Origin of the sequence: Microbacterium gawkjiense, assembly GCF_031932225.1 — a bacterium.
Lineage (GTDB): Bacteria > Actinomycetota > Actinomycetes > Actinomycetales > Microbacteriaceae > Microbacterium > Microbacterium gawkjiense.
In genome coordinates this window covers 1,121,683-1,142,337 of sequence record NZ_JAUZVV010000002.1, presented here as the reverse complement: position 1 = coordinate 1,142,337, position 20,655 = coordinate 1,121,683, and the positions used below count along the sequence as shown (strand labels likewise).

Annotated in this window: 18 protein-coding genes; 14 read left to right on the top strand and 4 right to left on the bottom strand. The window is 72.6% G+C overall.

Annotated features, from left to right (window positions below):
• Positions 1-12 precede the first annotated feature (12 nt).
• Positions 13-1,332: an O-antigen ligase family protein gene (locus tag Q9S71_RS13755; protein WP_311862925.1), complete on the bottom strand. Its 1,320-nt coding sequence runs from the start codon at positions 1,330-1,332 to the stop codon at positions 13-15.
• Positions 1,329-2,729 (bottom strand): O-antigen ligase family protein, encoded by a 1,401-nt coding sequence (locus Q9S71_RS13750; RefSeq protein ID WP_311862924.1) that lies wholly within the window; start codon positions 2,727-2,729, stop codon positions 1,329-1,331. The genes Q9S71_RS13755 and Q9S71_RS13750 overlap by 4 nt, the downstream gene beginning before the upstream one ends.
• 92 nt (positions 2,730-2,821) lie before the next feature.
• On the opposite strand from Q9S71_RS13750, the gene manA reads away from it, so the two are divergent.
• The 4 genes from manA to Q9S71_RS13730 all read left to right on the top strand — a co-directional run bounded on the left by manA (position 2,822) and on the right by Q9S71_RS13730 (position 8,717).
• Complete coding sequence (gene manA / locus Q9S71_RS13745; protein WP_311862922.1) at positions 2,822-3,964, top strand: mannose-6-phosphate isomerase, class I; 1,143 nt, start codon at positions 2,822-2,824, stop codon at positions 3,962-3,964.
• 140 nt (positions 3,965-4,104) lie between these two features.
• Positions 4,105-4,425: a WhiB family transcriptional regulator gene (locus tag Q9S71_RS13740; protein ID WP_082886057.1), complete on the top strand. Its 321-nt coding sequence runs from the start codon at positions 4,105-4,107 to the stop codon at positions 4,423-4,425.
• Positions 4,426-4,491: 66 nt separating this feature from the next.
• Positions 4,492-7,332: a glycosyltransferase gene (locus tag Q9S71_RS13735; RefSeq protein ID WP_311862920.1), complete on the top strand. Its 2,841-nt coding sequence runs from the start codon at positions 4,492-4,494 to the stop codon at positions 7,330-7,332.
• Complete coding sequence (locus Q9S71_RS13730) at positions 7,329-8,717, top strand: DUF5719 family protein (RefSeq protein WP_311862918.1); 1,389 nt, start codon at positions 7,329-7,331, stop codon at positions 8,715-8,717. The genes Q9S71_RS13735 and Q9S71_RS13730 overlap by 4 nt, the downstream gene beginning before the upstream one ends.
• Positions 8,718-8,729: 12 nt before the next feature.
• On the opposite strand, the gene Q9S71_RS13725 is transcribed toward Q9S71_RS13730, so the two are convergent.
• Positions 8,730-9,152, bottom strand: coding sequence for a metallopeptidase family protein (locus Q9S71_RS13725; RefSeq protein ID WP_311862917.1), 423 nt, complete (start codon positions 9,150-9,152; stop codon positions 8,730-8,732).
• Between the two features lie 29 nt (positions 9,153-9,181).
• Positions 9,182-9,817, bottom strand: coding sequence for a TetR family transcriptional regulator (locus Q9S71_RS13720; protein WP_311862916.1), 636 nt, complete (start codon positions 9,815-9,817; stop codon positions 9,182-9,184).
• Positions 9,818-9,869: 52 nt separating this feature from the next.
• Here Q9S71_RS13720 and Q9S71_RS13715 point away from each other — a divergent pair, with 52 nt between their 5' ends.
• The 10 genes from Q9S71_RS13715 to Q9S71_RS13670 all read left to right on the top strand — a co-directional run bounded on the left by Q9S71_RS13715 (position 9,870) and on the right by Q9S71_RS13670 (position 20,571).
• The gene (locus Q9S71_RS13715; RefSeq protein WP_311862915.1) at positions 9,870-10,493 is read left to right on the top strand and encodes a biotin transporter BioY; all 624 of its coding nucleotides are present in this window, start codon (positions 9,870-9,872) and stop codon (positions 10,491-10,493) included.
• Positions 10,490-11,179, top strand: coding sequence for an energy-coupling factor ABC transporter ATP-binding protein (locus Q9S71_RS13710; RefSeq protein ID WP_311862914.1), 690 nt, complete (start codon positions 10,490-10,492; stop codon positions 11,177-11,179). The genes Q9S71_RS13715 and Q9S71_RS13710 overlap by 4 nt, the downstream gene beginning before the upstream one ends.
• Entirely contained in the window at positions 11,173-11,766 is a 594-nt protein-coding gene (locus Q9S71_RS13705) for an energy-coupling factor transporter transmembrane component T family protein (RefSeq protein ID WP_311862912.1), read from the top strand. The genes Q9S71_RS13710 and Q9S71_RS13705 overlap by 7 nt, the downstream gene beginning before the upstream one ends.
• 51 nt (positions 11,767-11,817) lie before the next feature.
• Positions 11,818-12,024, top strand: coding sequence for a DUF3499 family protein (locus Q9S71_RS13700; RefSeq protein ID WP_064002410.1), 207 nt, complete (start codon positions 11,818-11,820; stop codon positions 12,022-12,024).
• Between the two features lie 22 nt (positions 12,025-12,046).
• Complete coding sequence (gene ahcY / locus Q9S71_RS13695; protein ID WP_064001404.1) at positions 12,047-13,504, top strand: adenosylhomocysteinase; 1,458 nt, start codon at positions 12,047-12,049, stop codon at positions 13,502-13,504.
• A 62-nt stretch (positions 13,505-13,566) separates the two neighbouring features.
• The gene (locus tag Q9S71_RS13690; protein ID WP_253035197.1) at positions 13,567-14,001 is read left to right on the top strand and encodes a Fur family transcriptional regulator; all 435 of its coding nucleotides are present in this window, start codon (positions 13,567-13,569) and stop codon (positions 13,999-14,001) included.
• Between the two features lie 37 nt (positions 14,002-14,038).
• Positions 14,039-16,378, top strand: coding sequence for a catalase/peroxidase HPI (gene katG, locus Q9S71_RS13685; protein ID WP_311862911.1), 2,340 nt, complete (start codon positions 14,039-14,041; stop codon positions 16,376-16,378).
• A gap of 143 nt (positions 16,379-16,521) precedes the next feature.
• Positions 16,522-17,202 carry an MtrAB system response regulator MtrA gene (mtrA, locus tag Q9S71_RS13680; RefSeq protein ID WP_311284296.1) on the top strand — a complete coding sequence of 227 codons (681 nt, stop codon included), beginning with the start codon at positions 16,522-16,524 and terminating at the stop codon, positions 17,200-17,202.
• Between the two features lie 19 nt (positions 17,203-17,221).
• Positions 17,222-18,901: an MtrAB system histidine kinase MtrB gene (gene mtrB, locus Q9S71_RS13675; RefSeq protein ID WP_311284295.1), complete on the top strand. Its 1,680-nt coding sequence runs from the start codon at positions 17,222-17,224 to the stop codon at positions 18,899-18,901.
• A complete protein-coding gene (locus Q9S71_RS13670; protein WP_311862908.1) occupies positions 18,898-20,571 on the top strand; it encodes an LpqB family beta-propeller domain-containing protein in 1,674 nt (557 codons plus the stop codon). The genes mtrB and Q9S71_RS13670 overlap by 4 nt, the downstream gene beginning before the upstream one ends.
• Positions 20,572-20,655: the final 84 nt, after the last annotated feature.

Below are 20,655 nucleotides of genomic sequence, written 5' to 3'. Positions count from 1 at the left end.
TGTCGCTCGATTCTAAGCCGGTGCTCCGAGCCCGAACGTGTCGGGACGCTCCGACGCATCCGGGGGCAGGGGGCGCTCGCGCCGCCAGCCGCGCACGAGGGACGCCTGCGTGGCGCACAGCACGAGGAGGAACCACCCGAAGCCGCCGAGGGGGGAGCTCGTCACGACGGAGTCGGTGAGGAGCACGATGATGACGAGGGCCGGCCATACGTAGACGGTCGAACGCCGCTCACTCGCCGTCGCCCAGGCGCGGGCGAGGGCGAGGCCGACGAAGGCGACGAGGAGCACGACCCCCACGGCACCCGCCTGCAGCAGGACGTCCATCCAGACGTTGAGGGCCGAGGCATGCGGGCGGCCGGTGACGAGGCGGATGTACGTGAAGGGGGAGAGGTGGTCGGGCCAGGTGCCGACCCACCCCCATCCCTGGACGGGACGCAGCGCCGACATGTCGAGGATCACGTTCCACAGGCGGGAGCGGGTGAAGAAGTCGGGTTCCGCGTTGAGCCAGTAGACCAGCGGTCGGCGGAAGATGTAGACGAGCACCAGCCCCACGACGACCACCCCGGCCAGGACCCCTTGCAGGACCGGGCGGACGTGGAGGGGGACGCGACGCAGGACGGCCAGCGCGCCCGTCGCGGCGCCCGAGACGAGGACCATCCCCAGGACGATGGGTGAGGCGGTGAACACCGCCAGGACGGCCGCGAGCGAGACGGACCCGATCGCGACGCCCGCACTCACCGATCGCGTGCGCCATTCGACGAGGAAGGTCACGAGGGCGATGATCGTGACCACCCCGAGGACGGTGCGCGTGCCGAAGATGCCCTGGACGGGACCTCCGTCGGCGAGATTGCCGGCGATGCCGAGGAAGGCGATGGGCAGGTCGAGCAGGATGCCGCTCAGGATCTCGAGTCCGAGCGAGGCGCCGAGGAGCACGCGCAGGACGTCGCCGGTGGCGCGCACGGTCTGGAGCGTGTCGCGGAACTGGGCGACGACGACGGCGAGGAAGGTCGGGGCGCCCAGTTGCAGCCACCCCGTCAGGGTCGCCGAGGGCGACGCGGACCACCCCGCCGTGATGATGAGCCAGAGCAGGAGCACCAGGAGCGTGGTCGGGATGAGGTGGATGAGGCGGAGCTCCGCGCGGCGGGCGATCATCATCCCCGCGCCGATCAGGCAGAGACCGCTGAGGATGGCGCCGTACCCCGCGTTGCCCATGAGCTGGCGCAGCGCATGGGTGGAGAAGAGGGCGCCGACGGTGACGAGGGCGTAGGCGGCGGCGACGTCGGGGGTCCGCAGCGCGGCGATGAGCCGGGGGAGCGCGCGCACGGTCCTCATCGCTCGGTCGGCCTGTCGCCCTGTTCGCCGATGAGGCGCTCCTCGGACGGTCCGCGGCCGACCAGCGGCGCCTGCTTGATCTTGAACGCGAAGAGGATGAGCAGGAACCATCCCCAGTTCAGCAGCGGCGTCGACTCGGCGAGGCCCTGCACGAGGAGGATCGCGCCCGTGAGGGTCGGGAGCAGCGTCACCGCGGTGTACGGCCGATCCGCCACGAGGTCCCACCGGGGGCGGTCGACGGCGAAGAACCACGACCGCCAGACGAACGCGACGTACGCGGCGGTGATGAGGACGACTCCGACGGCGCCGAGCTGCAGGAAGACGTCCACCCACATGTTGTGCGCCTGCATGACGGTCTGACCGTGGTCCACGATCCAGCGGTCGAAGGCCGGCTCGGTCGGGATCCAGGGCGTGGAGAAGCCCCAGCCGATCACGGGGTGCTCGACCGCCCGCTCGAGGACCTTCTCCCAGATCGACTCGCGGCCGGTGAGGTCGCTCGAACGCCCGAGCGCCGAGAAGACGCGGTCTCGCAGCGCCCAGACCGCGAGCAGCCCGCCCACGGCGACGATCGCGTAGACGAGGTAGTAGCGGGTGCGCTCGCCGGCCCGGGTCGTCGTGCGCATCACCAGCACGGTGATGAGCACCACGACGACGGCGACGGCCGACACGGTCGCGGTCGCGGACCCCGCCCGGACGAAGAGGTACACCGCGAGGAGGATCCACAGCCCGAGGACCGGGCGCCGAGGCGCGCGGGAGGCGATCCGGATGGCGAAGACGACGATGGCGAGGAGCGCGACGTAGGCGAGCGCGTTGGCGTTGCCGAAGACGCCCTGGATACGCCCGCCGTCGAGCAGGTTGTCGCGAGACCACAGCACGATCGGATCGTCGACGGGCCCGTCGGGGCGGACGAAGTGCGGCAGGATCGGGCCGTTCCATACGAAGCTGACCCAGAGCTCGAAGAGGACCGACAGCGCCAGCATCCATTTCAGAGCGGATGCCAGGGCGCGCACGACCTCGCGCCAGGTGAGCACGGCGCCCACGAACAGGGCGCCGACCGTCGTCACGATGAGGAGGGCGACGGTGGCGAGGGTCGCGTCCGGCCAGTGCGACCAGAGGAGGGAGAGGACGGCGAAGGCGAGGTAGGCGAGCGCGTACCAGGGCAGTCGGCGCCACTGCACGCGCGGGCGGATCGTCACCCACAACACGACCGAGACGAGGAAGCTCACGATCCCGATGCCCGCGGCGACCTCGATGCCGAAGGCGAGGGGGAGGGCCGTCCCCGACAGGGTGATGACGAGCAGGAGGATGCACCAGCCCCGCAGGAGGATGTGGCTCGTCCGCTCGCGCGGCGGGGCGGCCGGCGGCGCCGAGACCGGGTGCGAGGAATGGACGGCCATGGTGACAGAAGGGTATCGCGCGGCCCTGTGCTTCCTGCGGCCCTGTGCTTCCTGCTGCCTGGTCGTTCCTCCGCACGCCCTAGGCTGATCGCGTGCTGGAGACCCTCTCGAACGAGCCCCGCGACTACGCCTGGGGATCCCCGTCCGCGATCGCCGACCTGCAGGGGCGGGTGCCGACCGGTGGCCCCGAGGCCGAGGTGTGGTTCGGCGACCACCCCGGCAGCCCCGCCCGCCTCGGTGACGGGCGGTCCCTGCCCGAGGCGCGCGCGGCGGCCGGAGAGCCGCCGCTGCCCTTCCTCCTGAAGATCCTCGCCGCCTCGTCATCGCTGTCGATCCAGGCCCACCCCGACCTCGCACAGGCGAAGGCGGGCTTCGCCGCCGAAGAGGCCGCCGGGGTGCCGCGCGACGCCGGCGACCGCATTTACCGCGACGACAACCACAAGCCCGAGGTCATCGTGGCGCTGAGCGATCCGTTCCGCGCGCTCGTCGGTCTCCGCCCCGTCGCGGACACCCTCCGACTCCTCGACGGACTGGGCGATGCCGCCGGGGTCGACCGTCTGCGCTCCGCCCTGACGGCGCCCGACGCGTCCGCCGCGCTGCGCGGGGTGATCGAGGAGGTGCTGACCGGGCGCGCCGAGGACGTCGTCCGCGACGTGTCGGATGCGGTGGCGGATGCGGCCGTGCCCGGCTTCGCGCAGGAGCTCGACGTCCTCCGCGCGATCGTCCGCGACTTCCCCGGGGACGCGGGCATCGTCGTCGCGCTCCTCATGAACCTCGTCGTCCTGCGCCCGGGGGAGGCCGTCTTCGCTCCGGCGGGTGTGCTGCACGCCTACCAGGACGGTCTCGGCGTCGAGTTGATGGCCGCGAGCGACAACGTCCTGCGCGGCGGTCTCACCCCGAAGCACATCGACGTCCCGGAGCTCCTGCGGATCGTCGACACCGAACCGGGACCCGCGCCGCTGCTGACACCCGTGTCGGAGGGTGACGGCGAGGTGTTCGACGCCGGCGTCCCCGACTTCCTGCTCACGCGTCACGTCCTCGCCGGCGCGCCGGTGCAGGCGCCGCTCAGCGGTCCCGCGATCGTCCTGGCCGTGTCGGGGGAGGTCACCGTTGGGACCGCGCAGCGCGAGGTGACGCTCACGCCGGGGACGGCGGCGTACGCCCAGGACGAGACGTCGATCGCCCTGTCCGGCGACGGCGTCGCCTACCTCGCCCAGCCCGGCCGACCCGCCTGACGCGGCGACACGCCGGGAGCGTCAAGAAGATTCAATCACGGGTTGAGGGTTTACGATTTGCGACTTGACCGGAGCGAATCACACGGGTGTAATTAGGCATCGGCCGCACCGCGGCGAGTGTCTACAGGTGGGAGAGCAAGATGACGGGTTACCGTTCCGGCGTTCCCGAGAATTGGTTCGTCGACCCGGTGAACCTCGGGGTCCCCGGTGTCCGCCGGCGCGTCGAGACCGATGAGGACACCGCGCTCGCGTGGCAGGCAGACGCACTCTGTGCGCAGACCGATCCCGAAGCGTTCTTCCCGGAGAAGGGCGGATCGACGCGCGACGCGAAGCGGATCTGCACCTCCTGCGACGTCCGCGGCGAGTGCCTGGAGTACGCGCTCCAGAACGACGAGCGGTTCGGCATCTGGGGCGGCCTCAGCGAGCGAGAGCGTCGCAAGCTCAAGCGTCGCGCGTCCTGACACGATCCGCGCCACCCCGTCCGTCCTCCCCGAGTCGGGCGGGTCGCGACCTAGGCTGACCTGGTCATGCCCGCCCGAGTACACGCGATCCTCGTCGTCCGCCCCCACGGACGAGGCCCCACGGATCTCCATCTGAGCCGCACGCTGCGCGCGCTCGCCGCCCAGACGCGGCGAGCCGACGTGCTCACCGTGGTCCTCTGCGGACCCGACGAGACCCTCACCCGCCTCGCCTCCGAGTCCGGTGCGGAGGCGGTGATCGTCGCGGGCCGGAACACCGGCTTCGCGGAGGCGCTGCGACTGGCCGGCCGTCGCATCTCGGGCGACGCGGTGTGGCTGCTCGCGCAGGACACCGCCCCCGCCCCCGATGCCCTCGCCCGGCTGGCCGGTGCCCTCGAGACCGCTCCGTCCGTCGCTCTCGCGGCACCCAAGCTCGTCTCCTGGGACGATCCGACCCGCATCGTCTCGCTCGGCGTCACCCTGACGCGGACGGGCCGCACCGTCGGACTCGCCGACGGCGAACTCGACCAGGGTCAGCACGACGCCGGCGAGGACGTCCTCGGCTCCGACATCCGGGGCGTCCTCGTCCGGGCCCAGGTGTGGCAGGCGCTCGGTGGCGTCGACCCGGGGCTCGCCGGCGCGGACGAAGGTCTCGACCTCGGCATCCGCGCCCGATTGGCCGGCGGGCGCGTCGCTCTCGCACCGACCGCGATCGTCGCCGTCGCGGGAGACGGTGTCGCCGGTACCCCCACGGGGCGCTCCGCGGGTGCGCGCGGCCGGCGGCTTTACGCGGTGCGCAAAGCGCAGCTGCACCGCCGGCTCGTCTACGCCCCCGCCCCGGTCGTCCCCCTCCACTGGCTGTCACTCCTGCCACTGGCCCTGTGGCGCACCCTCGGTCATCTCGTCGCGAAGAACCCGGGCAGGATCGGCCCGGAGTGGGCGGCATCCGTCTCGGTCCTGGTCGGACTCGCCTCCGTCATCCGGGCGCGCCGCACGATCCGCCGGACCCGCACGACGTCGTGGCTGTCCCTCGCGCAGCTGCGCATCGGTCGACGGGACCTGCGCGAACGACTCGAAGACGAAGCGGATGCCGCCACCGCGCCGCGCGAGGAGCTCCGGTTCTTCAGCGGCGGCGGGGCGTGGGTCGTCCTGGGCGCCCTGGCCACGTCGCTCCTCTCCTTCAGTGCGCTGCTGGCGTGGCCGGTCCTCGGCGGCGGCGGGCTCGCGCCGCTGCGCAGCGGCGTCGTCGCGCTCTGGACCGATGCCGCCTACGGGCCGCGTGCGCTCGGGTGGGACACCGTCGGGCCCGCCGATCCGTTCGCGGCGGTCGTCGCGCTCATCGGCTCGCTCTCGCCGCTCGCGCCGTCGCGCGCTCTCGTGATCCTGTGGCTGCTCGCGCTGCCTCTGGCCGCCCTCGGCGGCTGGTTCGCGGCCACCCGCGTGACCGAGCGCTCGGTGCTGCGCTGCACGGCCGCGTTCGCCTGGGCGGTCGCCCCGACCTTCCTCGTCGCGCTCGTCGAGGGGCGGCCGGCGGCCGTCATCCTCCATCTCGCGCTGCCGTGGCTCGTCTACACGGCGACCGCGGCACGTCGTTCCTGGAGCAGCGCTGGTCTCGCCTCGATCCTCCTCGTCATCGTCGTCGCGTGCGCGCCGTCGCTCGCCCCCGCGCTCGGTGCGCTGTGGCTCGTCGCCCTCATCCTCGCGTTCGTCGTGCGGCGGGGCCGCGGGGCAGGCCGCATCATCTGGCTCGTGATCCCCTCTATCGCCGTCTTCCTCCCCCTCGTCTGGTACCACCTGACGAGGGGCGACCCGTTGGCCGTGTTCGCCGACCCCGGGCGCCCGCTGGCCGTCGCCGGCAACCCCGACGGACTGCTGCCGAAGATCCTCTTCGCCTTCGGCTACCCGTCGACCGACGGCGCCGGCTGGCTGCAGTTCCTCGGCGAGGACGGCCGGGCATGGTGGGTCGCGGCCTTCACCGCACCCGTACTCGTGCTGGCGCTGCTGGGCCCGGCCCTCGGCCGGCTCCTTCCCGCCTCGCTCGCGCTCGTGGCGGCGGGCCTCGGCGTCGCGACCGCGGTCCTGGCCTCCGGCATCGCGCTGACGGCAGGCAGCTCCGGACCGGTCGCGATCTGGCCGGGGAGCGCGCTCTCGCTCGCGTGGGCGGGCCTGCTCCTCGCCGCCGTCGCCGGGCTCGACGGGTTCCGCCGCGTCGACGCGCTCGTGCCGGTGGCGGCATCCCTCGTCATCGCGTTCCTCGCCATCGGCGCCGTCCCGGCCCTGACCGCGGTGATCCGGGGCGACGCGGCCCTCACGGACGGGCCCGCCAGCACCCTGCCCGCCTACGTGCAGACGGCGGGCAGCGAAGGGGAGCGGGACGGCGAGCAGACGGCGACGCTGGTCCTCACGGTGCAGGCGGATGCCGCCTACTCGGCCGCCGTCGTCTGGGGAGCGAGCGAGACCCTCGGCGGTCAGACGACCGTCCAGTCCACGCGCCCCGCGCTCACCGCCGGTGACCGCGAGCTCGCCCATGTGACCGCCGACCTGGTCTCGACCGCGACGGGTGACGTCGTGGCGGACCTCGCCCGGCACGGCATCGCGTACGTGCTGCTCGAGGAGGCGCCGGGTGAGAGCGACGTCGCGCGCGCGGCCCGCCTCGGCGCGCAGAACCTGCTCAATCAGCGAGCCGACCTCGTCAGCGTCGGCGAGACGGCGCGCGGGGCGCTGTGGAGCGTCGACGGGACGATCGCCGAGCGCACCGTGGACGACGCCTCCGGTCCGCATTCGATCCGCGTCGCCCTCCTGCAGCTCGGTGTCATCGTGGTCGCGCTCCTGCTCGCCGTCCCGACCCGCGCCAGCCTGCGCGCCGGGCGCCGGCATCCGCGCATCATCGGCGAAGGGGTCCGCCTGTGATCGCGGCGCGGACCGTCCGCCGCGGGGTCGGGGCGATCGTGAGCCTCGCCGTCGTGGCCGGCGCGTTCCTCGTCATCACGACGCCGTGGCAGGGTGTCGAGCGCTCGACGCTGTCGATCACGACACGACCCGAGCCCGCGACCTCCGTCCTCTCCTGCGACGGTCCGCTCGTCGCGGTCGGGCGTGACGTCGAGGACCCGGGTGCCCTGCAGGTCGCCGCGGGCGCGAGGATCGTGTCGGGCACGGCCGCCGGCTCGCCCGAACCGGTCCCCGGCGAGATCGCCTCGGCGATCGAGGGCGCCGACCCGATCCCGTCGTTCTCCGCCGAGCCCGTCGACCGCGTCCGCGCGGACCTGGCCGCCGCGCAGTCCGCCCGGGTCGCAGCTGACGACCTCGCCGGTTTCGCCGCGTCGACGTGCGCCCCGCCCGCCATGGAGACCTGGCTCGCCGCCGGCAGCGGTCTCACCGGCGCCGCCGACCTGGTGGTGATCGCCAACCCCGGCGACGTCGCGTCGCGGGTCGATCTCACGGTGTTCGGCGCCGAGGGCCGCACCGCCCCGGAGGCCGGCACGAACATCCTCGTCCCCGCGGGGGAGCAGCGGATCGTCCCCCTCGCGGCGCTCGCCCTGAACGAGGCGAGCCCCGTCGTCCTCGTCTCCGCGAGCCAGGCGCCGGTGCAGGCCGCCCTCCAGTCGACGCTCACCCGGACGCTCGTCCCCGTCGGCGTCGACCAGGGCGGCGCCACCGGACTGCCGCGCATGCAGCAGACGATCCCGGCGTTCTCGGCGGTAGGCGGCGGCGACGAACCCACCGACACGACGATCCGTCTGCTGGCGCCGTCCGACGACACGACGGCGTCCGTCACCGTCACCCCCGTGGGCGGGTCGATGACGGCGGCGTCGTTCACCGACCTCGCGCTCACCGCGGGGGTGCCGATCGAAGTCGACCTCGAGACGCTCCCCGAGGGGCGCTACCGCGTCGAGGTGCAGGCGGGTGCTCCCGTCGTCGCCGCCGCGCACACCTCCACGGGAGCGGATGCCGGGTCGGACTTCGCGTGGTACGGCACCGCCGACGACGTCCGCGTCCCCACACTGGTCGCGGTCTCGGACGGCCCCCGTCCGCAGCTCGCGCTCGTGAACCCGGGCCCGCAGGAGGTCGCCGCGGTGCTCGCGGACGGCGCCGGGGCGGGCGAGCCGCGCGAGGTCCGCGTGCCCGCCGGCGGGTCGGTGTCCGTCGACCTCGCCGCCGGGGAGCTCTACCGCCTGGATCCGGCGGGCGGGACGCTGCGGGCGAGCGTGACCTTCACCGCCTCCGACGCGATCGCGGGCTACGCGGTCGTGCCGGCCGACGCGGCGGCCGCACCGGTCGTGGTCCGGCCGCGCTGACGGGATCGCGGTTCAGAACCGGAAGCGGTCGGGACCGAGGTCCCAGGGATCACGGTCGAGGTACTCCGCGGCCGCGCGGAACACGCAGCTCTCGATCATCATGCGCCGGTGCAGCTCGTCGTTGCGGTGCAGCCGCGCGAGGCGCTCGATGGGCAGGCGGAACAGCACGATCCGCTTCTGCTCGGACTGCACCACCCAGCGCGGGATGCCGTCGTCGTCGGCGGCGTCCGGCATCCATCCGATGTCGAAGCGGACCTCACGCAGTTCGGGCCAGGCGCTGCGCAGGAACTCGACGGCCGTCGCGACGGTCAGGTCGAACTTCTCGGCGCGCGTCTCGATGGCCGGCAGCGGCGGCCGGACGACCGGGCTGCGGTCGAGGCGTCCGTGCCGGCCGTGGCGGTCGGGGCGTGCGGTCGTGCGGGCGCGACGCCTCACGAGTCCCCCTTGCAGCGCATGACGCCATCCTAGGCGCCCGGTGCCGCCGCGTCGGACGCTCGCCCGATGTCCGCGCGCCAGGGGGCGATGCCGCGGGCGATCAGCGCGAGCGCGGCCTCGAAGGCGTCCGGTGCCGGTGCGGCGGCCGACTCCGGTGAGAGGGCGACAGTGGATGCCGCGGTGCCCCAGGCATCCGCCGCTCGCCGCTGCTGATCGTGGAAGGTGACGCCCACGACGTAGTGGGTGACCGCGTCGGCGACGACGTCCGCAGCGGGGGAGTCGTCGATCGTGCGGAGCCCGTCGTGCACCGGGGAGGCGACCAGTCCGAGGGCGAGCGAGCTCGAGACGACCTCCGCGCCGTCGCGGTGCGCGAGCAGGCGGTCGTGCAGGCGGCGCCCGAGCGTCACCGCGGCCCGCTCGAGATCGTCGGGGTCGCCGTCGCGGAGCGCGACCGGGGCGAGGATGCGGGCGCTCACCTGAGCCAGCAGCTCCTGCTTGCTCGCGACGTGCCAGTAGAGCGCGCTGGGCTGCACCCCGAGCTCCTCGCCGAGGCGGCGCATCGACAGGTCGGGCAGGCCGACACGGTCGAGCAGGACGAGGGCCGCGTCGACGACGTCATCCTTCGACCGCCGGGCGCCGCGGGGGTTTGGATCGCGCGGAGACATGCCGCTACTCTACCTGAACGGTGTTCACGTGAACGCTGTTCAGGAGGATGACATGACCCACGACCACCCCGCCCGCACCCCGCGGCTCGACACGACCGACCTGGCCCGCGCCGCCGTCTTCGCCGGTGTCATCGCGATCCTGGGGCTGCCGGGGTCGTTCTCCGTCTTCGGCGGGGTGCCGATCACGGCGCAGACCCTCGGCGTCATGCTCGCCGGCGCCGTCCTGGGACCGCTCGTGGGCGCCGTCTCGGTCGGCACGCTGCTCGTGCTCGTCGCCGTCGGCCTGCCGCTGCTCGCGGGCGGCCGCGGGGGAGCAGGTGTCTTCGTCGGCCCCACCGCGGGATACCTGGTCGGCTGGCTCGTCGGTGTCGTCGTGATCGGCCTCATCGTGCACCTGGGCGGCCGGCGGCCGGTGTGGTGGCGGACCTTCGCGGGCGTCGTGATCGGTGGGGTGGTCGTGGTCTACGCGTGCGGCATCCCGATCCAGAGCCTCGTCATGCGCATCGGAGTGGACCAGGCCCTCCTCGCGAACCTCGCGTTCGTCCCGGGCGACCTCGCGAAGGCCGTCGTCGCGACGGTCGTCGTCGGCGCGCTCGTGCGCGGCTATCCGCGCGCGTTCCGACGGACGTGGGCGTCGCGCGCGGCCGCCCCGCGTGAGGCGGTGCCGGTCCGGTGACGAGCGCGCTCCGCCTCGCCGACGTGTCGGTGCGGCTGGCCGACACCGACGTCCTGCGGGGGATCGACCTCGCCGTGGATGCGCGGACCGTCGCGATCGTCGGCGACAACGGGTCCGGCAAGTCGACCCTCGCGCGGCTGATCGGCGGGCTCGTCCGTCCGACGAGGGGCCGCGTCGAGGTGCTGGGGCTCGACGTGGCGAGGGATGCCGCGGCCCTCCGACGCCGCGTGGCGGTCGTCTTCAGCAATCCCGACGCCCAGATCATCATGCCGACGGTGGTCGAGGACGTCGCCTTCTCGTTGCGTGCGGACCGCCTGCCGCGGGCGGAGCGCGACGCCCGCGTCGCCGCCGCGCTGGAGCGTTTCGGGCTCACCCCGCTCGCGGACCGGCCCGCGTACGAGCTGTCGGGCGGGCAGAAGCAGCTCCTCGCCCTGTGCGGCGCGTTCGTGCGGACGCCGGATCTCGTCGTGGCGGACGAGCCGACCGCGTTCCTCGACGGTCGCAACGCCCACCTCGTCGCGGGTCACCTGCTCGCCGACACCGGCCACCGCCTCGTCGTCGTGACGCACGACCTCGAGCTCGCCGCGCGATGCGACGTCGCGGTGCGGGTCGACGACGGACGCATCGCCCAGGTGGGGGAGGCGCCGGACGTGGTCGCCGCGCACACCGCGAGGTGGCGGTGCTGACGCTGTACCGCTCCGGCGACGGCCCGTGGCACCGGATGCCCGCCGGACGCAAGACCGTGCTCCTGCTCATCCTCGTCCTCGCCGTCTCGCTGCTGCCTCCCGTCTGGCCGGCCGCGGTGGCGGCCTCCGTGCTGTGCGTCGCGTGCTACGCGGTGCCGGGCGTCGGGGTGCGGGAGCTCGGGCGGCAGGTCTGGGCGCTCCGCTGGCTCGTCCTCGTGGCTTTCGGCATCCCGTGCTTCTTCCTGGGTGTCGAGGCCGCCGCCGTCGGCACGGTCCGCATCGTCGCCGCGGTCGCCCTCGCGGGCCTGCTGTCGCTGACGACGCCGGTCGCGGTCCTCCTCGACGTCGTCGAGCGGGCGCTGCGACCGCTGCGCCGCGTGGGGGTGGATGCCGCCCGCACGGCCCTCCTGCTCGTCGTCGCGCTCGGCACGGTGCCCACCCTGGCCCGTCTCGCGCGCGAGGTGCGCAGCGCGCAGCACGCGCGCGGCGCCCGCGGCATCCGGGTGTTCGTCGTCCCGTTCCTCGTCCTGGCGCTGCGCCACGCGGACGACCTGGGCGACGCCCTGACGGCGCGCGGCGTCCGCTGAACCCGGCGCGGCATCCCGGCGGCGGGGGAGGCGCCGGATAGCGTGGACGTGATGCTCGACAGACTCTGCTCCAAGGTGGGCTGCGCCCGCGAGGCCGTGACGACCCTGACCTACGACTACGGCGACCAGATGGCCGTCCTCGGTCCGCTCGGCGCCGGGAACGATCCGCATGCGCACGACCTGTGCGCCATCCACACCACTCGGATGTCGGTGCCCAAGGGCTGGGTCGTCGTGCGTCACGAGACCCTCCGCGTCTGAGCCGGCGTGGGAGAATGGGCGCGTGCCCACTCCCGTGAAGACCATCGAACACGTCGTCGCAGACCTCTCGCTCGCCGATGCCGGCCGTCACCAGATCCGCCTCGCCGAGAACGAGATGCCGGGTCTCATGGCGCTGCGTGAGGAGTACGGTCCTTCGCAGCCCCTCGCCGGCGCGCGCATCGCCGGTTCGCTGCACATGACCGTCCAGACCGCGGTGCTCATCGAGACCCTCGTCGCCCTCGGCGCCCAGGTCCGCTGGGCCAGCTGCAACATCTTCTCGACGCAGGACGAGGCCGCCGCCGCCGTCGTCGTGGGACCCTCCGGCACCGTCGCCGAGCCCGCGGGGGTGCCGGTGTTCGCCTTCAAGGGCGAAACGCTCGAGCAGTACTGGGAGCTCGCCGACCGCATCTTCGACTGGTCGGAGGAAGGCTTCGACGGCCCCAACCTCATCCTCGACGACGGGGGTGACGCGACGCTCCTCGTCCACAAGGGCGCCGAGTTCGAAGCCGCGGGCGCCGTGCCCGAGGCGGGCCCCACCGACTCCGCCGAGTACCGCATCGTGCTCGAGACGCTCCGGCGCTCGCTCGCACGCGACCCGCAGCGCTTCACGCGCATCGCGGCCGGTCTCCTCGGCGTGACGGAGGAGACGACGACCGGCGTGCACCGCCTCTACGAGCTCCACGCCGCCGGCAAGCTCCTGTTCCCCGGCATCAACGTCAACGACTCCGTCACGAAGTCGAAGTTCGACAACAAGTACGGCATCCGTCACTCGCTCCCCGACGGCATCAACCGGGCCACCGACGTCCTGATCGGCGGCAAGGTCGCGTTCGTCGTCGGGTACGGCGACGTCGGCAAGGGGGCCGCCGAGGCGCTGCGCGGCCAGGGCGCGCGCGTCATCGTGAGCGAGGTCGACCCGATCTGCGCCCTGCAGGCCGCGATGGACGGCTACCAGGTCGCCCGGCTCGAGGACGTCGCCGACCAGGTCGACATCGTCATCACGGGGACGGGCAACACCCGCGTGGTGACCGTCGACCACCTGCTCTCCCTCAAGCACCTCGCCATCGTCGGCAACGTCGGTCACTTCGACGACGAGATCGACATGGCCGCGCTCGAGTCGCTGCCCGGTGTCGAGAAGATCGAGATCAAGCCGCAGGTGCACGAGTACCGGCTGCCGACCGGGCGCAGCATCCTGGTCCTGTCCGAGGGGCGTCTGCTGAACCTCGGCAACGCGACCGGACACCCGTCCTTCGTCATGAGCGCGTCGTTCACCAACCAGGTGCTCGCCCAGATCGAGCTGTACACGAAGCTCGACGAGTACCCGACGGGGGTCTACGTCCTGCCGAAGGCGCTCGACGAGAAGGTGGCGCGGCTGCACCTGCCGGCCCTGGGCGTGCAGCTGACGCAGCTCACCGACGAGCAGGCCGCCTACATCGGAGTGCCCGTCGACGGACCCTACAAGCTCGATCACTACCGCTACTGACCACGCGACACGCCCGGCTCGACTCTCTTTTGATCTGATCAAAAAAGAACTAGGCTGAGGGCATGACCGATCCCGCCCCGAACCCCGACATCGCGCTCCGCGACGCCGGTCTGCGGGTGACGGAGTCGCGTCGTGCCGTCTTCGCCGCGCTCGCCGCCCACCCGCACGCGAGCGCGGAGGCGCTCTACGCCGCCGTGGCGGACGAGCTCCCCAAAGCGAGCCGGCAGTCGGTCTACAACGCGTTGCACGACTTCGCGGATGCGGCCCTCGTCCGCCGCATCGAGCCGGCCGGGCAGCCGATGCTCTTCGAACTCCGGGTCGACGACAACCACCACCATCTCGTCTGCACGTCGTGCGGGCGCGTGGAGGATGTGGACTGCGCCGTCGGCGCAGCTCCGTGCCTGCACCCCTCCGACGACCGCGGGTTCCGCATCGCGTCCGCCGAAGTCACCTACTGGGGTCTCTGCGCCGACTGCGCCGCCGAGACCGCCGCCTGACCATCCCCTCTCCCACACCCCGAACGGAAGGATCACCATGAGCGACCGTGACCCCCAGGCCGAACCCCTCGGCGCCGAGGCCACCGACGTCGACCAGGCCGTCACCCCCATCGACACGCCGGTCGACGAGCGCGCCGACGGCGAGGACCGTCCGCGTTCCAACGAGGCCGACGGATGCCCCGTCTTCCACGGCGCGCCCGGTGCCGACCGCGAGAACCACGGCGCACAGCCGCACCCGACCGTGGGGTCTGCGAACCAGGTCTGGTGGCCGAACCAGCTGAACCTCCGCATCCTCAAGAAGAACCCCGCCGTCGGAAACCCCGTCGGCGAGGACTTCGACTACAAGGCCGCGTTCGAGAGCCTCGACCTGGCCGCCGTGAAGGCGGACATCGCCGAGGTCCTCACCACCTCGCAGGACTGGTGGCCCGCCGACTTCGGCAACTACGGACCGCTCATGATCCGCATGGCGTGGCACTCCGCCGGCACCTACCGTGCGACCGACGGTCGCGGTGGCGGCGGCACCGGCCAGCAGCGTTTCGCGCCGCTGAACAGCTGGCCCGACAACGTCAACCTCGACAAGGCCCGCCGACTCCTCTGGCCCGTCAAGAAGAAGTACGGCCAGTCGCTGTCGTGGGGCGACCTCATGATCCTCGCCGGCAACGTCGCGCTCGAGACTATGGGCTTCGAGACGTTCGGCTTCGGCGGCGGCCGCCCCGACGTGTGGGAGCCGGACGACGACGTGTACTGGGGACCCGAGACGACGTGGCTCGCCGACGAGCGCTACAGCGGCGACCGCAACCTCGAGAAGCCGCTCGCGGCGGTCCAGATGGGTCTCATCTACGTCAACCCCGAGGGCCCGAACGGCGAGCCCGACCCGCTGAAGTCGGCCCGCGACATCCGTGAGACCTTCGGGCGGATGGGGATGGACGACGAGGAGACCGTCGCGCTCATCGCCGGTGGTCACACGTTCGGCAAGACCCACGGCGCCGCGCCCGACACGAACGTCGAGGCGAACCCCGAGGCCGCCGGCATCGAGCAGCAGGGCCTCGGCTGGAAGAACAACCACGGCACCGGGAAGGGTGACGACACCATCACGTCGGGCCTCGAGGTCACGTGGACCTACCACCCGACCCGGTGGGACAACGAGTTCTTCCACATCCTCTACGCCTACGAGTGGGAGCTCATGCGCAGCCCCGGCGGGGGGCACCAGTGGCGGCCGAAGAACGGTGCCGGCGCCGACATGGTCCCCCTCGCGCACTCCGACGGCCGCCGCGAGCCCCGCATGCTCACGAGCGACCTGGCGCTGCGCACCGACCCGGCGTACGACGCGGTCTCGCGCCGCTTCAAGGACGACCCGGTCGCGTTCGGCGACGCGTTCGCCCGCGCCTGGTTCAAGCTGACCCACCGCGACATGGGCCCCGTGGCCCGCTACCTCGGACCCGAGGTGCCGCAGGAGGAGCTCATCTGGCAGGACCCCGTGCCCGCGGTGGACCACCCGCTGATCGACGAGGCCGCCGCCGCCGACCTGAAGCAGCGCATCCTCGCGACCGGCCTGACGGTGTCGCAGCTCGTCTCGACGACGTGGGCCGCGGCATCCACCTTCCGCGGCAGCGACAAGCGCGGCGGCGTGAACGGCGCCCGCATCCGTCTGGCTCCGCAGAAGGACTGGGAGGTCAACAACCCCGCCCAGCTGCAGACGGTCCTCGCCGCCCTCGAGGGTGTCAAGGCCGCCTTCGACGCCGAGCGGACGGACGGCACGAAGGTCTCGCTCGCCGACCTCATCGTGCTGGCGGGCAACGCCGGCGTCGAGAAGGCCGCGAAGGATGCCGGGGTCGAGGTCACCGTGCCGTTCCACCCCGGTCGTACCGACGCGTCGCAGGAGCAGACCGACGAACTGTCGTTCGGCTACCTGGAGCCGGCGGCCGACGGGTTCCGCAACTACTACGGACCGAACGCGTTCCTGCCCGCCGAGCACCACCTCATCGACAAGGCGAACCTGCTGACCCTGAGCGCGCCCGAGACGACCGTCCTCGTCGGCGGCCTCCGCGCCCTGGGGGCGAACTGGGACGGCTCGTCGCACGGCGTGTTCACCGACCGGCCCGGCGTCCTCACGAACGACGTGTTCGTGAACCTGCTCGACCTCGGCGCCACGTGGAAGCCGCTCGACCCCGGATCGCACGCGTTCCGCGGCACGGCGGCGGACGGTTCCGAGATCGGTGTCGGCACCCGCGCCGACCTCGTCTTCAGCGCGAACTCCGAACTGCGCGCGCTCGCCGAGGTCTACGCCTCGGACGACGCCGCGGAGAAGTTCGTCCGCGACTTCGTCGCCGCGTGGACGAAGGTCACCGAGCTCGACCGGTTCGACCTCCACGCCTGACCCCCGCCGGTCACCCGCACGGCCCGTCCCTCCGGGGGCGGGCCGTGCGTCGTCCCGCCGGGCAGGTCACGGTTCGGTTACTGTGGACTCACCCGTGGGCGGAGCACCGGCATCCGCTGACCCCGAAGGACGACATCGGCCCTATGACATCGCGCATCCTGGTTGTCGACGACGACACCGCTCTCGCAGAGATGATCGGCATCGTGCTGCGCACCGAAGGCTTCGACGTCGCCTTCTGCGCCGACGGCGGCGCCGCGGTCGACGCGTGGCGGGACGAGCGTCCGGATCTGATCCTGCTCGACCTCATGCTGCCGGGGATGGACGGGATCGAGGTGTGCACGCGGGTGCGCGCCGAGTCCGGCGTCCCGATCATCATGCTGACGGCCCGCACCGACACCGCCGACGTCGTTCGCGGGCTCGAATCCGGCGCCGACGACTACATCGTCAAGCCCTTCAACCCGAAGGAGCTCGTCGCGCGGATCAAGACCCGGCTGCGCCCCACGGCCGAGGCGCGCTCCGAGAGTCTGCGCATCGGGGACCTCACCGTCGACGTCGCGGCCCACGAGGTGCGCCGCGGGGATTCGCCGATCGCCCTCACGCCGCTCGAGTTCGAGCTCCTCGTCGCGCTCGCGTCCAAGCCGCAGCAGGTCTTCACCCGCGAGATGCTGCTCGAGCAGGTCTGGGGTTATCACTACAAGGCCGACACGCGCCTCGTGAACGTGCACGTCCAGCGCCTGCGGGCGAAGGTCGAGCGCGACCCCGACAACCCGCAGATCGTGACCACCGTGCGCGGCGTGGGCTATCGCGCCGGCGCCGCGGTGTGATCACCGGGAGCACCCCGCCGTGTCGGTGACCGCCCGCACCGGCACGCACACCGTCGTCCCGCCGTGGCGCGACTGGCGGTCCTGGCAGCGCCGCGTGCAGTACGCCTGGCGTCGCTCGCTGCGCTTCCGCACCCTGTCGGTGACCCTCACCCTCACGGCGCTGACGATCCTCGTCGCGCTCGTCTGGATGTCGCTCGCGATCCTCACCGACCTCTACGAGTCGCGCGCCGAACAGGTGCAGGATGCCGCGCAGCGCGCGACGCAGGCGGCGCAGAGCACGTTCGACGCGGCGGTCGTCGACAGCGACGAGGTCGCCCTGCAGGTGCTGATGGACGAGGTCCGGCGCGAGATCCTGTCGCGGCAGGCCGGGACGACGATGCTCGCGGTCTTCCGCATCGACGACGAGCCGTCGGCGATCGCGCCGCAGAACTTCGAGGCGGGCGGTCTCGAGGAGTCGATGATCTCTCCCGAGCTGCGCGAGAGCGTCCGCCTCACGGGGGACCGGCAGTGGTGGCAGTCGATCGGGCTGCCCGAGGCCGACGGGGGCGAGACGCCCGGGATCATCGTCGGTCAGCAACTGGTGCTGCCCGAAGCGGGGGCCTACGAGGTGTACTTCGCCTACGACCTCGGGTCCGAGGCGCAGACCCTGCAATTCGTCCAGGTGACGCTGTGGGTCGTCGGTGTCGCCCTGCTCGTCCTCATCGGCGGGATCTCGCTCTTCGTGCTGCGTTCGGTGACCGTCCCGATCGCCCAGGCCGCCGAGACGAGCGCGAAGCTCGCGGCGGGGGACCTGGGCGTCCGACTGCCGGTGCGCGGCGAGGACGAGTTCGCGACCCTGGGCCGGTCGTTCAACGCGATGGCCGACAGCATCGAGGGGCAGATCAAGGAGCTCGCCGAGCTCTCGCTCGTCCAGCAGCGGTTCGTGTCGGACGTCTCGCACGAACTGCGGACGCCCCTGACGACCATCCGACTCGCGGCCGACATGATCAACGATCAGCGCGACGAGTTCGACGCGTCGACCGCGCGTGCCGCAGAGCTCCTGCACGCGCAGGTGCAGCGGTTCGAGGTGCTCCTCGCCGACCTCCTGGAGATCAGCCGCTACGACGCCGGCTCGGTGCAGCTCGAACTCGAACCGACGAGCCTCGCACACCTGGCGGAGGACGTCATCGAGTCGATGGCGCAGCTCGCCGAGCAGCACGGCAGCGACGTGCGACTGGTCGCCCCCGGAGGCTACTCGCCCGTCGACATGGACCCGCGCCGCATCCGCCGTATCGTCCGGAACCTCCTCGGCAACGCGATCGAGCACGGCGAGGGCCGGCCGATCGTCGTGACCGTCGACAGCGACCAGCGCGCCGTGGCCCTCGGCGTCCGCGACTACGGTCTCGGGATGAGCGAGGCCGACGCCGAGCGGGTCTTCGACCGGTTCTGGCGCGCCGACCCGTCGCGTCGACGCACGATCGGCGGGACGGGTCTCGGACTCTCGATCGCCCTCGGCGACGCGAGACTGCACGGCGGCACGCTCGAGGTCTGGTCCGAGCTGGGCGGCGGCAGCCACTTCGTCCTCACCCTGCCGCGGCAGGCGGGAGAGCACCTCTCGGGCCCGTCGCCCATCGAACTCGATCCCCGGGACGACGCTGCCCTCGGCGACCTCGGCCTCACCCAGCCCATCTCCCTGCCGCCCCGGGAGGAGAACCCGTGACCGTCCGTCGTCCGCTCGGTGCCGCTGTCCTGGTGGTCGTCGCCCTCGTCCTCTCGGCCTGCGCCGGGCTGCCCCTCGGGGGTCCCGTCCACGTCGGCAAGGCGATCGACGAGGTCGAGGGTCCGCCCGACTTCGCGTTCGTCCCGGACGGTCCGGTGAAGGATGCCACGCCGCAGCAGATCGTCGAGGGGTTCGTCGCGGCGGGCTCCGGCCCCCGCGGCAACTGGGAGGTCGCGCAGGAGTTCCTCACGACGCAGTTCCGTCAGCAGTGGCAGCCGCAGGCGAACGTCACCGTCTATCGTCCGGGGGAGAGCTCGATCTCCTCGCCCGCCGAGAACGAGATCGTCTTCACGGTCGACCCGGTCGCCAACGTCGACGCCACCGGATCGTACGAGCCGGCCGAGCAGGGCCGCATCCCGTTCGCCTTCTCCCTCGCGCAGGAGGACGGGCAGTGGCGCATTTCCCAGGCGCCCGACGGCATCGTCCTCGACGCCAACCGCTTCGCCTCGGTCTTCCAGAGCTACGATCTCGCCTACTTCGACCGGGGGTGGGACACGGTGATCCCCGACGTCCGCTGGTTCCCGTCGACCAACCCCGCCACGCGGATCACCGCCGCGCTCGTGTCGGGCACGCCGAGCCCGTGGCTGGCCGAGTCCGTGCGCACCGCGTTCACGGGCGAGGTGGGTCTCGCGCAGCCGTCGGTGCCCGTCGAGGCGGGGGTCGCGCGCATCTCGTTCGACCCGGCGATCCGCGACCTCGGCCGCGAGACGATCGCGCGCATGAAGACTCAGCTCGGCGCGAGCCTGGCGGGCGCCGGCATCCTCGACGTGCAGCTGCTCGTCGGGGACGAACCGTTGGACGTGACCGCCGTCCCGACCCGCTCGACCGCGGTCGACGCGCGCCCGCTCGTCCTCCAGGACGGCAGGTTCGGGTTCCTCTCGGGCAACGACCTCGACGAGGTCGACGGCTTCGGGGAGGCCTTGCAGAGTCTCGACGCCCGGGCCGTCGAAACGGATGCCGCACGCCGGACGGCGGCGGTCCGGACGGGCTCCGGCGCGATCCTCCGCGTGCCCGCGAACGGCGAGTACACCGAGCTCGACACCCGCCCGGGCATGACGAAGCCGTCGATCGACACCGAGGGCTACATCTGGACGGTGCCTCGGGACCAGCCGGAGGAGGTCGTCGCGTACGGTCCCGACGGTACCGCGCAGACCATCCCGTCCGGCTGGGTGGGCGCAAGCGAGGTGAGCGCGATGCGGGTCTCCCGCGACGGTGCCCGGATCGCCGCGCTCGTGCGCAGCGGAGGCGGGTCGGCCGTCTGGGTGGCCGGCATCGTCCGGGACGAGAACGGGGCGCCGGTGTCGCTCGGCCAGCCGCTGCTCGTGGCGAACCTCGCCGGTCGCGGTGTCGACCTCGCGTGGGTCGACGGCGCGACGATCGCCCTCGTCTTCGTCGACGGCGATCAGCGCGTCGTCCGCGAGCAGACGATCGGCGGGCAGGGCACGGAGGTGCGCGCGCCCGACGACGTCGTCGCGATCGCCGCCGGGAACCAGAGCGGCAGCGCGCGGCTGCTGACGTCCGACGGCAGCCTCTACGTGCAGCGCGGCTCCTGGCAGGTGATCGCCTCCGACGTGTCGGCCCTCGCCGTCCAGCAGGGTCTCCCCGGGTGAGTCCTCCTCCCCACCCGCCGCGGTGGGGAGACCCTCCTCGTTCTGCGCCGCCCGCGGGTGGGCGGGCGTGCCGGGGCGGCAGGC

Excerpts from the sequence above, each read along its gene's own strand:
- Q9S71_RS13735 (WP_311862920.1), top strand. The coding sequence starts at position 4,492 with ATGCCCGCCCGAGTACACGCGATCCTCGTCGTCCGCCCCCACGGACGA.
- katG (WP_311862911.1), top strand. The coding sequence starts at position 14,039 with ATGAGCGACCGTGACCCCCAGGCCGAACCCCTCGGCGCCGAGGCCACC.
- Q9S71_RS13755 (WP_311862925.1), bottom strand. The coding sequence starts at position 1,332 with ATGAGGACCGTGCGCGCGCTCCCCCGGCTCATCGCCGCGCTGCGGACC.
- Q9S71_RS13715 (WP_311862915.1), top strand. The coding sequence starts at position 9,870 with ATGACCCACGACCACCCCGCCCGCACCCCGCGGCTCGACACGACCGAC.
- Q9S71_RS13750 (WP_311862924.1), bottom strand. The coding sequence starts at position 2,729 with ATGGCCGTCCATTCCTCGCACCCGGTCTCGGCGCCGCCGGCCGCCCCG.
- Q9S71_RS13740 (WP_082886057.1), top strand. The coding sequence starts at position 4,105 with ATGACGGGTTACCGTTCCGGCGTTCCCGAGAATTGGTTCGTCGACCCG.
- Q9S71_RS13690 (WP_253035197.1), top strand. The coding sequence starts at position 13,567 with ATGACCGATCCCGCCCCGAACCCCGACATCGCGCTCCGCGACGCCGGT.
- Q9S71_RS13700 (WP_064002410.1), top strand. The coding sequence starts at position 11,818 with ATGCTCGACAGACTCTGCTCCAAGGTGGGCTGCGCCCGCGAGGCCGTG.
- mtrA (WP_311284296.1), top strand. The coding sequence starts at position 16,522 with ATGACATCGCGCATCCTGGTTGTCGACGACGACACCGCTCTCGCAGAG.
- Q9S71_RS13720 (WP_311862916.1), bottom strand. The coding sequence starts at position 9,817 with ATGTCTCCGCGCGATCCAAACCCCCGCGGCGCCCGGCGGTCGAAGGAT.